The sequence below is a fragment of the Streptomyces sp. BF23-19 genome (assembly GCF_041106355.1).
GTDB classification, from domain to species: Bacteria; Actinomycetota; Actinomycetes; order Streptomycetales; family Streptomycetaceae; genus Streptomyces; species Streptomyces virginiae_A.
The window spans coordinates 1-14,794 of record NZ_JBGBPT010000038.1; the positions used below are offsets into that span (position 1 = coordinate 1).

Annotated in this window: 12 protein-coding genes; 4 read left to right on the top strand and 8 right to left on the bottom strand. The window is 71.9% G+C overall.

Translation table 11 applies throughout. The features are described from left to right. Window positions 1-156 precede the first annotated feature (156 nt). The 6 genes from AB8A24_RS21680 to ssd are packed head-to-tail and all read right to left on the bottom strand — an operon-like array spanning window position 157 to window position 4,694. Window positions 157-543 (bottom strand): TadE family type IV pilus minor pilin, encoded by a 387-nt coding sequence (locus tag AB8A24_RS21680; RefSeq protein ID WP_328962298.1) that lies wholly within the window; start codon window positions 541-543, stop codon window positions 157-159. Continuing rightward, window positions 530-727: a DUF4244 domain-containing protein gene (locus tag AB8A24_RS21685; protein WP_161296578.1), complete on the bottom strand. Its 198-nt coding sequence runs from the start codon at window positions 725-727 to the stop codon at window positions 530-532. The genes AB8A24_RS21680 and AB8A24_RS21685 overlap by 14 nt, the downstream gene beginning before the upstream one ends. A gap of 49 nt (window positions 728-776) precedes the next feature. Then, window positions 777-1,553 (bottom strand): type II secretion system F family protein, encoded by a 777-nt coding sequence (locus AB8A24_RS21690; RefSeq protein WP_328962299.1) that lies wholly within the window; start codon window positions 1,551-1,553, stop codon window positions 777-779. Continuing rightward, window positions 1,553-2,395, bottom strand: coding sequence for a type II secretion system F family protein (locus AB8A24_RS21695; protein WP_328965903.1), 843 nt, complete (start codon window positions 2,393-2,395; stop codon window positions 1,553-1,555). The genes AB8A24_RS21690 and AB8A24_RS21695 overlap by 1 nt, the downstream gene beginning before the upstream one ends. A gap of 38 nt (window positions 2,396-2,433) precedes the next feature. After that, a complete protein-coding gene (locus tag AB8A24_RS21700; RefSeq protein WP_078909226.1) occupies window positions 2,434-3,582 on the bottom strand; it encodes a TadA family conjugal transfer-associated ATPase in 1,149 nt (382 codons plus the stop codon). Further along, window positions 3,579-4,694: a septum site-determining protein Ssd gene (gene ssd / locus AB8A24_RS21705; RefSeq protein ID WP_328962300.1), complete on the bottom strand. Its 1,116-nt coding sequence runs from the start codon at window positions 4,692-4,694 to the stop codon at window positions 3,579-3,581. The genes AB8A24_RS21700 and ssd overlap by 4 nt, the downstream gene beginning before the upstream one ends. Before the next feature lie 539 nt (window positions 4,695-5,233). Here ssd and AB8A24_RS21710 point away from each other — a divergent pair. Then, complete coding sequence (locus AB8A24_RS21710) at window positions 5,234-6,109, top strand: HAD-IB family hydrolase (RefSeq protein ID WP_328962301.1); 876 nt, start codon at window positions 5,234-5,236, stop codon at window positions 6,107-6,109. 462 nt (window positions 6,110-6,571) lie between these two features. On the opposite strand, the gene AB8A24_RS21715 is transcribed toward AB8A24_RS21710, so the two are convergent. Continuing rightward, complete coding sequence (locus tag AB8A24_RS21715; RefSeq protein ID WP_328962302.1) at window positions 6,572-7,393, bottom strand: oxidoreductase; 822 nt, start codon at window positions 7,391-7,393, stop codon at window positions 6,572-6,574. A gap of 109 nt (window positions 7,394-7,502) precedes the next feature. Between AB8A24_RS21715 and AB8A24_RS21720 the strand changes: the two genes are divergently transcribed. Further along, window positions 7,503-8,525 carry an ATP-binding protein gene (locus tag AB8A24_RS21720; protein ID WP_328962303.1) on the top strand — a complete coding sequence of 341 codons (1,023 nt, stop codon included), beginning with the start codon at window positions 7,503-7,505 and terminating at the stop codon, window positions 8,523-8,525. On the opposite strand, the gene AB8A24_RS21725 is transcribed toward AB8A24_RS21720, so the two are convergent. Continuing rightward, a complete protein-coding gene (locus AB8A24_RS21725) occupies window positions 8,479-9,786 on the bottom strand; it encodes a hypothetical protein (protein WP_369477199.1) in 1,308 nt (435 codons plus the stop codon). The genes AB8A24_RS21720 and AB8A24_RS21725 overlap by 47 nt on opposite strands. A 235-nt stretch (window positions 9,787-10,021) precedes the next feature. Between AB8A24_RS21725 and AB8A24_RS21730 the strand changes: the two genes are divergently transcribed. Further along, the gene (locus tag AB8A24_RS21730; RefSeq protein ID WP_369477201.1) at window positions 10,022-12,460 is read left to right on the top strand and encodes a SulP family inorganic anion transporter; all 2,439 of its coding nucleotides are present in this window, start codon (window positions 10,022-10,024) and stop codon (window positions 12,458-12,460) included. Between the two features lie 159 nt (window positions 12,461-12,619). Further along, entirely contained in the window at window positions 12,620-14,617 is a 1,998-nt protein-coding gene (gene acs / locus AB8A24_RS21735) for an acetate--CoA ligase (RefSeq protein WP_328962306.1), read from the top strand. Window positions 14,618-14,794: the final 177 nt, after the last annotated feature.

Sequence of the window (14,794 nt, forward strand, 5' to 3'; positions counted from 1 at the left end):
GGACCGCCACGGTGGCGACCTCGCCGCTACGGGCCGCACCCGAGCGGGTCAGCAGCGGCAGCACGGCCTGGCCGAGCAGCAGCACCCCGCCGAACACCGCCCCCAGCACCGTCGCCACCAGCGCCGCCCAGACCGTGGCCGAACCCCGGTCCCGGCTCACGGCGGCGGCCCCACGCTGTCCTCCGCCAGGGCCACCGCCTGCGCGCCGAGCCGCACCGGCAGCCCGCCCGGCCCCGGCGCCGGGGCCACCACCCGGACCCGCCAGAGGTCGCCCACCCGTTCCAGTTCCACCCGCGCCCCGGGTGGGGCGGCCGCCCGGGCCGCCGCCTCCGCCACCTCCACCGGCTCCGACCTGGCCGCCGCCCGGGCACCGGCCCGGGCCGCGTCCACACACCGGATCTGCGCGGCCGCCGCCATCAGCGCCCACACCAGCAGCGCTGCGAACAGCACCAGCGCCGGGATCACCAAGGCGGCCTCCGCCGTCACATATCCCCGGTCCGACTTTCCCCGGGCGCTCCGTGACCCACCCTCAGAACGGCACATCGAGCGCCTTTCCGATGGTCGACTGGAGGGCTGTGGCGACGACTTCACTCGTCACCACCTTGTAGAGGACGGCCGCGAATGCGCAGGCCGCGATGGTGCCCATCGCGTATTCCGACGTGGACATCCCCTTGTCGCCCCCGCGCGCCCTCAGTGCCGTCCGTACACGAAACCAGATGATCCTCATGACAACCTCCTGTGGATTTCAGCTGTTGATACCTGTGGTCAATGCGACTTCAGGTGTTCGAGAGAAGTCCCGAGGCCATACCGATCACCACCGGCGCGACCCCGATCGCGAGAAAAGCGGGGAGAAAACACAGCCCGACCGGCGCGGTGACGAGCACCGCCGCCCGCTGCGCCCGCGCTCCCGCCGTGCGGGACCGGTCCTCCCGCAGCGCGGACGCGAGCCGGGAGACCCCCTCCGCCGCGGGCGCCCCCGTCCGCGCGGCCCGTTCCAGGCAGTCGGCGAGCGCCCGGGCACCCGGTATTTCCGCCAACCTCCCCCACCCGGCGCCCGGTTCACCGCCGAGCCGTAGCTCCGCGCCGGCCCGCGCCAGCCGGTCACCGACCGGGCCGCCCAACGACTCCCCCACCACCTCGGCGGCCTCCACCGGACTCGCCCCGGCCGCCAGGCACGCGGCCAACAGATCGGCGGCGAACGGCAACTGACGCTCCGCCTCCCGTGGATCCATCCCGGCCGACGGTCGCGCCCTCGCCCGCCACCGCCGCACACCGAACGCGGCCAGGCCACCGACGGCCACACCCGTCACCCCGCCCACGAGCACCCAGCCCGCCAGCAGCGCCCCCGCCGGACCGGCCCACGCGGCCACCGCGCCTCTGAGCGCGGAGCCGAGCACCGGACCGCGAGGTCTCGGCCCAGCCCCCAGCAGGGCTGCGGTCCTGCGCCCGGCCGCCCGTGTCCGGACCCGCGCCGTCACCGCCGACACCAGCCACAGCGCGACCGCGGCCAGGCAGACGGTGATCCCCAGCCTGTGGACGACGAAGCCGACCATCACCGCTCCCCCGCCTTGACGATCCGCCGGCACCACAACAGCCCCAGCGCCTCCAGCACCCCGCCCGCCAGCAGGCACCCCCACCCCATCGGCGTGTGCAGCAACACCCGCAGCGGATCCGCGCCCAGCCCGGTGCCGATCAGCAGGCCCACCAGCGGCAGCAGGGCGAGCACCAACACCGTCGACCGCGCCCCCGCCAACTGGGCGCGCAGCGACTCCTGCCGGTCCCGCTCGGCCCGTAAGGCCCCCTCCAGGCGTTCCAGTCCGGCGGCCAGTCCCGCACCGCCGTCCACCGACACCCGCCAGCAGGCCGCCATCCCGGCCAGTCCTTCCGCCCCGGGCTCCCGCGCCGCCTGACGCAACGCTATGGGCACGTCTCCGCCGAAGGCCGCTGCGGCCAGCACCCCCGCCTCCGCCGCACCCGGCCCGCCGGGACCGACGGCCGTCCGGCGCATCGCGGCCGTCAGCGCCTGCCCGGGCTGGGCTCCTGCCCGCAGCTCACCCACCACCGCCCCGCACAGGGCGACCACCTCGGCAGCCCGCGCCGTCCGGGCCCGCTCCCGCGCCCGTACCCGCAGCCACCGGCGGACCAGCGGCACCGCCGCCACCCCCGCCACCAGCGGGATCACCGACCCGCCGAGCACCGCGACCAGCAGCCCCGCCGCGAGGCAGGCCCACTCCCGCCATCGCGCCGCCCGCACCCGTACGGCGATCAGCAGCCGCTCCCGGTGGAGCGGACCGACCGGGACGGCCGGACCGCCCGCGGCGAGCAGCACCCGGGCGCGGCGGGACACCCGGTCGCCGCCGGCGAGCCCCCAGGCGGCCGCCCCGGCGCACAACATCCCGGCGAACAGGGGTACCGGCAGCCCCGCCCCCGCATTCACCGGACGCCCCGCAGCAGCGGGCGAAGCCGTTCCCAGCCGCGCTCCCGTACGAAGCCCCGAGCCGCCCAGCGCAACGCCGGCACGGTGACCACCAACCCGGCGGCGTCCCGCTCCAGCACGTGCACCTCGGCCAGCCGGCGCCGCCCCTCCCGGTCCCGGACCAGGTGGAGCACCAGGGTCAGCGCCGCGGCCAACTGGCTGTGCAGGGCCGCCCGGTCGAGCCCGGCGGCCGTCCCGAGCGCCTCCAGCCGCGCCGGGACATGCGCCGCGGCATTGGCGTGGACCGTCCCGCAGCCGCCCTCGTGCCCGGTGTTCAGGGCGGCGAGCAGGTCCGCCACCTCGGCGCCCCGCACCTCGCCCACCACCAGCCGATCGGGTCGCATCCGCAGTGCCTGGCGGACCAGGTCCGCCAGGGTGACGAGGCCGGCTCCCTCCTGGTTGGCCGGCCGAGTCTCCAGCCGCACCACATGCGGATGGTCGGGGCGCAGCTCGGCCGAGTCCTCGGCCAGGACGATCCGCTCGCCGGGGCCGACCAACCCCAACAGGGCGCTGAGGAGGGTGGTCTTGCCCGTTCCGGTGCCGCCGGAGACGAGGAAGGACAGCCGGGCCTCGACCATGTCCCGGAGCAGTCGGTGTCCGCCTGGCGGCAATGTCCCGGCGGCGACGAGCTCCTCCAGCGTGAACGCCCGCGGCCGCACCACCCGCAGCGAGAGACAGGCCGTGCCCACCGAGACCGGGGGCAGCACGGCATGCAGCCGGGTCCCGTCGGGCATCCGGGCGTCCACCCAGGGCCGGGCGTCGTCCAGGCGCCGGCCCGCCACGGCGGCCAGCCGCTGGGCGAGTCTGCGCACCGCCTCGGCGTCGGCGAAGGTCACCCCGGTCAGCTCCAGCCCGCCACCGCGGTCCACCCAGACCCGGTCGGGGGCCGCCACCAGGACATCGGTGACCTCCGGATCGGCGAGCAGGGGCTCCAGTGGGCCCGCGCCGACCAGCTCGGACCGTAACTCGGCGGCGACGCCCAGCACTTCGGCGTCCCCGAGCAGCCTGCCCTGGGCCCGTAGGGCCGCCGCCACCCGCGCCGGGGTCGGTTCCGCCCCGGTCTCCGCGAGCCGCCGGCGCACCGCGTCCAGGAGCACCGCGCTCATGCCGGCACCCCCTGGGCGGAGCCGAGGGCCCGCTGCCAGAAGCCGTCGCAGAAGCGGGCCAGCGCGCCCCGCCTCTGCGTCCCCGGCGGTTCTCCCTCGGCCACCCGCCCCGGGAGCCCCACCTCGACCGGCACCTCACCGGCCAGCGGTGCCCCCAACAGCCCTGCCACGGACTCCGGGTCGAGGCCGCCCGGGCAGCGTCCCCGTACGACGACCCGCACGTCCCGGGCCACCATCCGCACCCCGGCCGCCACCCGGCCCGCGGCGGCCACCGACCGCAGCTCACCCGGCACCACCATCAACACCAGGTCGAGCTGGGCCAACACCTCGGCCACGGCTTCGTCGACCCGCCGCGGGAGGTCGACCACCACCACCCCGCCCCGGCGGCGTGCGGCGGCCACCACGGACCGGATCGCGGCGGGCGGGACCACCACCCGGTCCCCGCGGTCCCAGCTGAGCACGCGAAGGTCGTGCAGCTCGGGCAGGGATTCCTCCAGCGCTCCCGCGCCGACCCGGCCCCGCGAGGCCGCGAAGTCCGGCCAGCGCAGCCCTTCGGCGCTCTCGCCCCCGAGCAGGACGTCCATGCCGCCGCCCAGCGGGTCGCCGTCGATGAGGATGGTCCGTTCTCCGGCGCGGGCGGCCCGCACGGCGAGCGCGCAGGCGAGGGTGGAGGCTCCGGCGCCGCCGCTGCCGCCGATCACCCCCACGGCGAGGGCGGGCCGTCCGGCCCCCTCCACGACATCGGCGAGGCGGTCGACGAGCCGGCTCTCGGCGTCGGGGAGCCTCAGCACCTCCTCGGCACCGATCTCCACCGCCCGTTGCCACACATGGGGGTCGTCCAGGTCCCGGCCGACGAGGAACACCCCGGCCCTGCGCGGCGCCCCGCGCACCCGCCGGGCGGCGTCGTCACCCACCAGCACGAGCGGCGCGGACTCCCATCCCGTGCTCCCGGTCTCCCCGCCCGCCGCGGCGGCCCCGCCCGGCTCGGGAACCGCGTGGTGCACATGCGGCTCGGCACCGGCCGCGGCACACAACCGCAGCAGATCGTCGAGCAGCAGCGGGTCCTCGGTGATGATCAGCGGCCGTCCGCCACCCGGTACGGATCCGGCCATGGATCCGGCTCCGAGACCCGTCCCGACCCCTGTTCCCCTTCCGCCGACCACGGACTCCGGCGTTTCACACGACTTCGATCGGGCCACGATCTCCGCCCCCTTCTCACTGCAAATGCTTCCGCCACGGACTTCGCGGCTGGAATCACCGTGCAGCGATCAGGAAAAAGAAGTGGATCTTGTCGGATAACTGTGGACAACCCATCGGTTGTGAATAACCCGCTCACCCTCTCAGGTGAGTTCCGGAGCGCGGCGGAACCACTACGCACCGTCACGAGTCTGAGGGGGTGAGGGCCTTCGCCACGTCGGCCCCGCACAAGAGGAAGGGCCGGAGGATGGTCACTTGGGGCCGAAGGCAGGGACGCGAACCGCGTCCGGACATGCGACGACCCCCGCCGGGGGGGAGAGCGGGGGTCGTCCCCACGGTCCGACTCGGGGGGGGAGGAGCCAGACCGGGTTAGCACGGTCGCGAACGATCCGTGACTTCCATGGTGTACCCGAGAGCCTTCTCAGGCAAACCCACGCGCCACACCTTACGCCGAATGGTGGGCGCATATGCTCGAGGCGTGGAAAATCAGCCCTTGCCGCACTCCTCGCCTCGCACCGCAGCCTTCTTCGACCTGGACAAGACGGTCATTGCGAAGTCGAGCACCTTGACGTTCAGCAAGTCCTTCTACCAAGGCGGCCTGATCAACCGGCGAGCCGTGTTGCGCACCGCGTACACGCAGTTCATCTTCCTGGCCGGCGGCGCCGACCACGATCAGATGGAACGGATGCGGGAGTACCTGTCCGCCCTCTGCAAGGGGTGGAACGTGCAGCAGGTGCGGGAGATCGTCGCCGAGACCCTGCACGACCTCATCGACCCGATCATCTACGACGAGGCCGCGTCCCTGATCGAGGCCCACCACACCGCGGGCCGCGACGTGGTGATCGTGTCCACCTCCGGCGCGGAAGTCGTCGAGCCCATCGGAGAGATGCTCGGCGCGGACCGGGTCGTCGCCACCCGCATGGTCGTGGGTGAGGACGGCTGCTTCACCGGCGAGATCGAGTACTACGCCTACGGACCCACCAAGGCGGAGGCCGTACGCGAACTCGCGGAGTCCGAGGGGTACGACCTCACCCGGTGCTACGCCTACAGCGACTCGGCCACCGACATCCCGATGCTCGAAGCGGTCGGACATCCGCACGCCGTCAACCCCGACCGGGCGCTGCGGCGGGAAGCCGTGGCGCGCGAGTGGCCGGTCCTGGTCTTCAACCGGCCCGTGCGGCTGAAGCAGCGCCTTCCCGGGCTGTCCATGCCGACCCGACCCGCCCTGGTCGCCGCGGCGGCCGTGGGCGCGGCAGCCGCCACGGCCGGGCTGGTCTGGTACGCGAGCCGGCGCCGCTCGCATGCCCTGGCCGCGACCCGCTCTGCCTGAATGTCCTGACCTGCACGGATAAGGCCTGTCCGGTTCGCCCTTGATCGCCCCGGAAAGTAAAAAGTGGAGCCAGGGGTTTCGCATGGCTCCGAAGCGGAGTACAAATAAAGCAACGGCCCGCGAGACCAAAGAACATCCGAGAGGATCATCTTTAAGACGCAGTAAGGCCCACGGACCGAAGCATGAGCGCCGAGCACCCACGCGACGTCGACCCGTCGATTACGGGCCAGCCGCACCAGGTAACGGGCAAAGACCCCGACCTGATGGGCAACTATCGAGGACGCTTGGTAACTGGGCGTAAATGCCAGCGGCGACACCAAAGCAAGACGGTGTCGCCGCAACCCATGTCCGGGGCCTGAACGCCTCGAAGAGGGTCCCGACCGTCTCGGACGAAGACCCGAACGCCCCGGTCCCGAGGCCGAACAGCCCTGCCGCGGGGCCGAACGGATGAAAACGGGCGGCTCAGGCCGCGCCGCGCTGCAGGGCTTCACAGACCGCCGTCGACTCACGAACACCCAGTTCGATCGCCCGGCCGCAATGCGCGATCCAGGCGGACATGCCCTCCCCGGTCCCGGAGACGTACCCCTCGAAGGCGGCCAGATAGGCCTCGCTCCCCTGCTCCGCGTGGCCGACCTCCGCCGGGCAGATGGCCTTGGGGTCCAGACCGCTGTTGATCAGGACGATCCGCTCGGCCGCCCGCGCGACCAGCCCGTTGTACGAGGCGAACGGACGCAGCGCCAGCAGTTCCCCGTGCACCACCGCGGCCGTGATCAGGGCCGGGGCGGAGCCGCCCGCGATGATCAGGCGGGACAGCCCGTCGAGACGACCCGCCACCTCCTCCGCGCTCGGCAGCGGGAGTTCGACCAGGGGCTCCGTCACCGGCTCGCCCGCCAGCCGGGGGCGGCCCACCACGTCGCCGTCCGCCGTCGACCCGCACGCCACCAGATGCAGCCGCGCCAGGACCCGGAGCGGCGACTGCCGCCAGATGCTCAGCAGCTGGCCGGCCTCGGCCGTGAGCCGCAGCGCCGCGCCGACCGTCAGCGCCTCCGACTCCGACCCGAAGTCGGTCCGGCGGCGCACCTCCTCCAGCGCCCAGTCCGCACCGGAGAGCGCCGCGCTCCCGCGGGCGCCGCGCAGGGCGGCCTCCGAGGTGATCTCACCGCTGCGGCGGCGCATCACCCGGTGCCCGTAGACGCGGTCCACGGCCTTGCGTACGGAATCCACGGACTCGGCGACACCAGGCAGCCCGGCCAGGGGGGCCAGCGGGTCAGAAGCGCTACTCATAAGTAGGGAGCCTACGCACTGCGCACCCATAGCACCGACCCCTCCTTGGAGTGGTCTTCTTCACTCACCTTGACAACACAGTGCTATCGAACCACTACGCTTGGTGAACATGAAGATCGCTTTCGTAGGAAAGGGCGGCAGCGGCAAGACGACCCTGTCCTCCCTCTTCATCCGCCACCTCGCCGCCAACGAAGCCCCTGTCGTCGCGGTGGACGCCGACATCAACCAGCACCTGGGCGCCGCGCTGGGCCTCACCGAGGAGGCGGCAGCCGAGCTGCCCGCCCTCGGCGCGCACCTGCCCCTGATCAAGGAGTACCTGCGGGGTTCCAACCCGCGCATCGCGTCCGCCGACACGATGATCAAGACCACCCCGCCCGGCCGCGGCTCGCGCCTGCTGCGCGTCACCGAGGACAACCCGGTGTACGGGGCCTGCGCGCGCACGCTCCTGCTCGACGGGGAGCCCGTACGGCTCATGGCCACCGGACCGTTCACCGAGGCCGACCTGGGTGTGGCCTGCTACCACTCCAAGGTCGGAGCGGTCGAGCTCTGCCTCAACCACCTGGTCGACGGCCCGGACGAGTACGTGGTCGTCGACATGACGGCCGGCTCGGACTCCTTCGCCTCGGGCATGTTCACCCGCTTCGACGTGACCTTCCTGGTCGCCGAACCGACCCGCAAGGGCGTCTCCGTCTACCGCCAGTACAAGGAGTACGCGCGGGACTTCGGGGTCGCGCTCAAGGTCATCGGCAACAAGGTGCAGGGACCCGAGGACATCGAGTTCCTCCAGGACGAGGTGGGCGAGGACCTGCTGGTCACCGTCGGGCACTCCGATTGGGTGCGTGCGATGGAGAAGGGCCGCCCCGCCCCCTTCGAGCTGCTGGAGGCGTCCAACCGGTTCGCCCTCCAGGAGCTCCAGGACGCCGCCGACGACTCGTACGCGCACCGCGACTGGTCCCGGTACACGGAGCAGATGGTGAGCTTCCACCTCAAGAACGCGGAGAGCTGGGGCAACGCCAAGACCGGGATCGACCTGGCGGACCAGATCGACCCCGATTTCGTCCTGGGCGAGGGGGCCGAGGCGCTCGTCAGCCCTCGTCCGCACTCTCCCCGGCCGGCTCCGCAGCCGGCTTGACGCCCGCGGGGGCGGGCGGCGCCGCCGGCGGCCCCGCGGTCAGGAACTTCGCCCAGCCCTCCTTCGGCGCCTCGCCGACGTCGAGGGTGCGCATCCACTCCAGGGCCTTCGGGTCCTGCGCGTCCAGCCAGTCCGCCAGCTCGCGGAACGGGACGCAGCGGACCTCCTTCTGGGTGCACATCGTCTTGATGGATTCCTCGACGGCGCGCATGTAGGTGCCGCCGTTCCAGGACTCGAAGTGATTGCCGATGATCAGCGGTGCGCGGTTGCCCTGGTAGACCCGGTCGAAGGCCTCGCGCAGGCCGTCGCGCATCTGGTCGCCCCAGTACGCGTGCTGGGAGGGGTCACCCTGTGAGGTCGTCCCTGACTGGTTGACCATGTAGTTGTAGTCCATGCTCAGGGTGTCGAAGGCACGCCCCGGCATGGGCACCAGCTGGAGCGGGATGTCCCAGAGCCCGTCCGTCTTCTTGGGCCAGATCTGCTTGCTGATGCCGCTGGAGTCGTAGCGGAAGCCCATGTCCTTCGCCGCCAGCATGAAGTTCTTCTGGCCTTCCAGACACGGGGTCCGGGCGCCGATGAGCTCCTTGTCGTAGTTGAAGGGGAGCGCTTCCTGATCCTTGAGGCCGGAGTTGGTCTTCCAGGTCTTGACGAACGACTTGGCCTGGTTGATCTCGCTCTTCCACTCCTCCACGGACCAGGTGCCGACGCCGCCGTCCGGGCCGCAGAAGTGCCCGTTGAAGTGGGTGCCGATCTCATTGCCCTCCAGCCAGGCCGCGCGGACCTGGGTGGCGGTGTCCTTGATGCCCTGGAGGTCACCGAAGCCGATGTCTGAGCGGCCGGGCTCGTGCTGGGGCGCCGTATAGAGGGAACGTTTCTCCTCCGGGAGCATGTAGACGCCGCTCAGGAAGTACGTCATGCGGGCGTTGTACTTCTTGCCGACTTCCCGGAAGTGCGAGAACAGCTTCTGGCTGTCCTCTCCGGCCCCGTCCCACGAGAACACCACGAACTGTGGCGGCTTTTCGCCGGGCTTGAGCTTGTGCGGCTTCTGCACGTTCGGCTGCATGCCGGTGTACACGGTCGAGCCGTCGCCGATGGGCCGGTTGACGCTGCCGGGGGCCTCCGGGGCGGCCGCTCCCTTCAGCGCGTTCGGGGCCCCGGGAGCCGGGGACTTGGCGGGTTCCGAGGTGCTGCACCCGGCGGCCCCCAGGACCAGCGCCGTGGCGACCAGGCCGCCGGCGATCTTCTTCGTGGCGGCGATCATCCGCCCCACCTCTCCCTCGCAGTTCCATCGCAGGTCTTCCGCGCCGCAACGTCCCATGCGGTCCGCTCGGGAGAAGGTATGACAAGCCGTACAAGATGCTTAATCACCCTTGAGTGCTAATTCGTAGGCCATTTGCCCGTATTATTCACCACTCACCTTTACTCTCCATTACCATCCATTTACCGAGTGTTGAGACTCCCGCCGCTTCATCCCTCCTCCGAGGAGACGGGAACCCATGACAGTCACTTCCCCCACCCGTACGACCCGGGAGATCCGCAAAGACTTCCCGACAGACCTCTCCGCCTCCATCGCCGTCTTCTTGATCGCCCTGCCGCTCTCGCTCGGCATCGCGCTGGCCACTGGCGCCCCGCTCCAGGCGGGGCTGGTCGCCGCGGCGGTCGGTGGGATCGTCGGCGGGTGGCTCGGTGGCGCTCCGCTCCAGGTGAGCGGGCCCGCCGCCGGACTCACCGTGGTCACCGCCGAGTTGATCCAGCACTACGGATGGCGCACCACCTGCGCCATCACCGTTCTCGCCGGCGTGTGCCAGCTCGGCCTCGCCGCGCTGCGCACGGCCCGGTCCGCCCTCATGGTCAGCCCCGCCATCGTGCACGGCCTGCTCGCCGGGATCGGCGTGACGATCGCTCTCGCCCAGCTGCACATCGTGCTCGGCGGCAATCCCCAGAGCTCTGCCGTGGCCAACGTGCTGGGGCTGCCCGCCCAGTTGGCCGATCTACACCCCGCGGCACTCGGCGTCAGCGCCCTGACCCTCGCCGTGCTGCTCGCCTGGCCGTGGCTGCCGGGGCGGGCCGGCCGGGTCCTGCGCAAGGCCCCCGCCGCACTGGCCGCCGTGGCGGTGGCCACCGCCGCCGCCTCGCTGTCCGGGCTCGCGCTGCCCCGGGTGGACCTGCCGTCCTGGCGCAGCCACGCCCTGCCCGAGCTGCCCGAGGGCCCCGTCCTCGGCATCCTCGCCGCCGTCCTGACCATCGCCTTGGTGGGCAGCGTGCAGTCCCTGCTCTCCGCGGTCGCGACGGACAAGCTGATCGCCTCCGAGCGGGGTACGGACAACCGCCCGCCGCGCGCCGACCTCAACCGCGAGTTGTGGGGGCAGGGTGCGGCGAACATCGTCTCCGGCGCGCTCGGCGGACTGCCCGTCTCGGGTGTGGCCGTCCGAAGTGTGGCCAACGTCAAGTCCGGTGCGGTCAGCCGGAGATCGACCATGCTGCACGGCCTCTGGGTCGTGCTGGCGGCAGGCCTGCTCGTCCCGGTGCTCGACCTGATCCCGCTCGCCACGCTGGCCGCCCTGGTGATGGCGGTCGGCGTGCAGATGGTGAGCATCACGCACTTGCGCAGTGTCACCCGGCACCGGGAGATCCTGGTCTACGGCACGACCATCGTCGCCGTGGTCCTCGGCGGGGTCCTCGAAGGCGTGGCCATCGGTATCGCGGTGGCCGTCGCGCTGGCCCTGCACCGGCTCGCGCGGACCCGGATCACCGTGGAGCGACTGGACAACGGGGTCCACCGGGTGCGGGCGCGCGGGCAGTTGACCTTCCTCGCGGTGCCCCGGCTGAGCCGGGTGCTGAACCAGATTCCGCACGACGGGCACGCGGTGGTCGAGCTGGACGGCTCGTTCATGGACCACGCGGCCTACGAGACACTGCACGACTGGCAGGATTCCCATCTGGCGCACGGCGGCTCGCTGGAGGTGACCGGCCGCGCCGGATCGTCGGCCCGACTGCCCGAGGCCGCGCCCGTGGCCGCGCCCGCCGACGGGCCCCACGGTCGGCCCGCCGACACGAGCCACCACGGGGACCGGTCCCGCCGCGCGCCGCAACGCGGGGTGCACCAGTGCTGCCGCCCCTGGACACCGTGGCAGAACCACTGCGACCACCGCCCCGCGGGCACCCGTACGATCACTGCCGCCGCCGCGGCCGAGGCAGCCGCGGCGGCCACCGAGGCGGAGGCGGAAGCCACCGAGAAGGCCGGCCCGAGCGCGCCCCGGCGGCGCGGCGCGGGTCAACTGGCCAGCGGGATCAGCGCCTTCCAGCGGGACACCGCACCCCACGTGCGGGACGAGCTGGCCCGGCTCGCCCGCGAGGGGCAGCGGCCCTCCCAGCTCTTCCTCACCTGCGCGGACTCCCGGCTGGTGACCAGCATGATCACGGCCAGCGGCCCGGGCGACCTGTTCACCGTCCGCAATGTCGGCAATCTGGTCCCGCTCCCCGGCGCGGAGTCCACCGACGACTCCGTCGCCGCGGCCATCGAGTACGCCGTGGACGTACTGAAGGTCGACAGCATCACGGTGTGCGGGCACTCGGGCTGCGGCGCCATGCAGGCCCTGCTCTCCTCCACGCCCGGTGCCCCGATGACCCCGCTGCGGCGCTGGCTGAAGCACGGGCTGCCCAGCCTGGAGCGGATGGCCAGCCGCCACCACGCCTGGGCCCGGATCTCGGGCCGGCTCCCGGCGGACGCGGTGGAGCAGCTGTGCCTGACCAATGTGGTCCAGCAGCTGGAGCATCTGCGGGCCCATGAATCGGTGGCCAGGCGGCTCGCCGAGGGCACCCTGGAGCTGCACGGGATGTACTTCCACGTGGGCGAGGCGCAGGCGTATCTGCTGTCCGAGGGCGAGGACTTCTTCGACTGTCGGATCTTCGACAGCGTGGGCCAGCACGCCTGAACCGATACCCTCCCGTATTCGTGCAATCGTTTGGCCCCTTCCCGCCCCTGCGGCGGGGAGGGGCCATTCGCACTCCGTTCTCGCGCGGCCCGGATCGTGATATAGGTCTAAACCAATTTCCGGCTACCCCTTGTCACCTGGGCCGCTGACTGATGAGCTATGCCCGGGGACACAACGGACACCCTGGGAAAGGGAGATGTCGTGAGCAATGAGAGCCTGGCCAATCTGCTCAAGGAGGAGCGGCGGTTCGCACCGCCCGCCGATCTGGCCGCCGCCGCCAACGTGACCGAGGCTGCGTACGCACAGGCCGACGCGGACCGGCTGGGCTTCTGGGCCGAGCAGGCCCGGCGGCTGACCTGGGCCACCGAGCCGACCGAGACGCTCGACTGGACGAACCCGCCCTTCGCGAAGTGGTTCGCGGACGGCAAGCTCAACGTCGCGTACAACTGCGTGGACCGCCACGTCGAGGCCGGCAACGGCGACCGCGTCGCCCTCCACTTCGAGGGCGAGCCCGGCGACAGCCGCGCGATCACCTACGCCGAGCTCAAGGACGAGGTCTCCAAGGCCGCCAACGCCCTGACCGAGCTGGGTGTCGAGGCCGGCGACCGGGTCGCCGTCTACCTCCCGATGATCCCCGAGGCGGTCGTCGCGATGCTCGCGTGCGCCCGCGTCGGCGCCGCGCACTCCGTGGTCTTCGGCGGCTTCTCCGCCGACGCCGTCGCCTCCCGCATCCAGGACGCCGACGCCAAGCTGGTCATCACCGCCGACGGCGGCTACCGCCGCGGCAAGCCCAGCGCCCTGAAGCCCGCCATCGACGAGGCCGTCGCCAAGTGTCCGCAGGTCGAGCACGTGCTCGTCGTGCGCCGCACCGGCCAGGACACCGCCTTCACCGAGGGCCGCGACGTCTGGTGGCACGAGGTGGTCGGCCGGCAGTCCGCCGAACACACCCCGCAGCCCTTCGACGCCGAGCACCCGCTCTTCATCCTCTACACCTCGGGGACCACGGGTAAGCCCAAGGGCATCCTGCACACCTCCGGCGGCTACCTCACGCAGGCCGCGTACACGCACAACGCCGTCTTCGACCTGAAGCCGGAGACCGACGTCTACTGGTGCACCGCCGACATCGGCTGGGTGACCGGCCACTCCTACATCGTCTACGGGCCGCTCGCGAACGGCGCCACCCAGGTGATGTACGAGGGCACTCCCGACACCCCGCACCAGGGCCGGTTCTGGGAGGTCGTCCAGAAGTACGGGGTGACCATCCTCTACACGGCACCCACCGCCATCCGTACGTTCATGAAGTGGGGCGACGACATCCCCGCGAAGTTCGACCTGTCGAGCCTGCGCGTGCTGGGCTCGGTCGGCGAGCCGATCAACCCCGAGGCCTGGATCTGGTACCGCAAGCACATCGGCGGCGACCGTTGCCCGATCGTGGACACCTGGTGGCAGACCGAGACCGGCGCGATGATGATCTCCCCGCTGCCGGGCGTCACCGCCACCAAGCCGGGCTCCGCACAGCGCGCCCTGCCCGGAATCTCCGCCACCGTCGTGGACGACGAGGCGCGCGAGGTCCCGAACGGTGGGGGCGGCTACCTGGTCCTCACCGAGCCGTGGCCGTCGATGCTGCGCACGATCTGGGGCGACGACCAGCGGTTCATCGACACCTACTGGTCGCGCTTCGAGGGCAAGTACTTCGCCGGTGACGGCGCCAAGAAGGACGACGACGGCGACATCTGGCTGCTCGGCCGGGTGGACGACGTGATGCTGGTGTCCGGCCACAACATCTCGACCACCGAGGTCGAGTCGGCGCTCGTCTCGCACCCGTCGGTCGCCGAGGCGGCCGTGGTCGGCGCGAACGACGAGACCACCGGTCAGGCCATCGTGGCCTTCGTCATCCTGCGCGGCAGCGCCTCCGAGACCGAGAACCTGGTCGCGGACCTGCGCAACCACGTGGGCAACACGCTGGGCCCGATCGCCAAGCCGAAGCGGATCCTGCCGGTCCAGGAGCTGCCGAAGACCCGCTCGGGCAAGATCATGCGTCGTCTGCTGCGCGACGTGGCGGAGAACCGCGCGGTCGGTGACGTCACCACGCTCGCCGACTCCTCGGTCATGGACCTGATCCAGAGCAAGCTGCCGGCCGCCGGCAGCGAGGACTGAGGCACGGGCGGAGGCGCCGATCGAGTCACGGGCCGAGGCGCACCGCCCGCGTCACACGGCCTGAGTCACACAGCCTGGGTCACACGGCCTGGGTCACACCGAGACACACCGAAAGGGGCATCCGGCGCACCGCGCCGGGTGTCCCTTTCGCACTTAAAGTGATGATCACCGGATCCG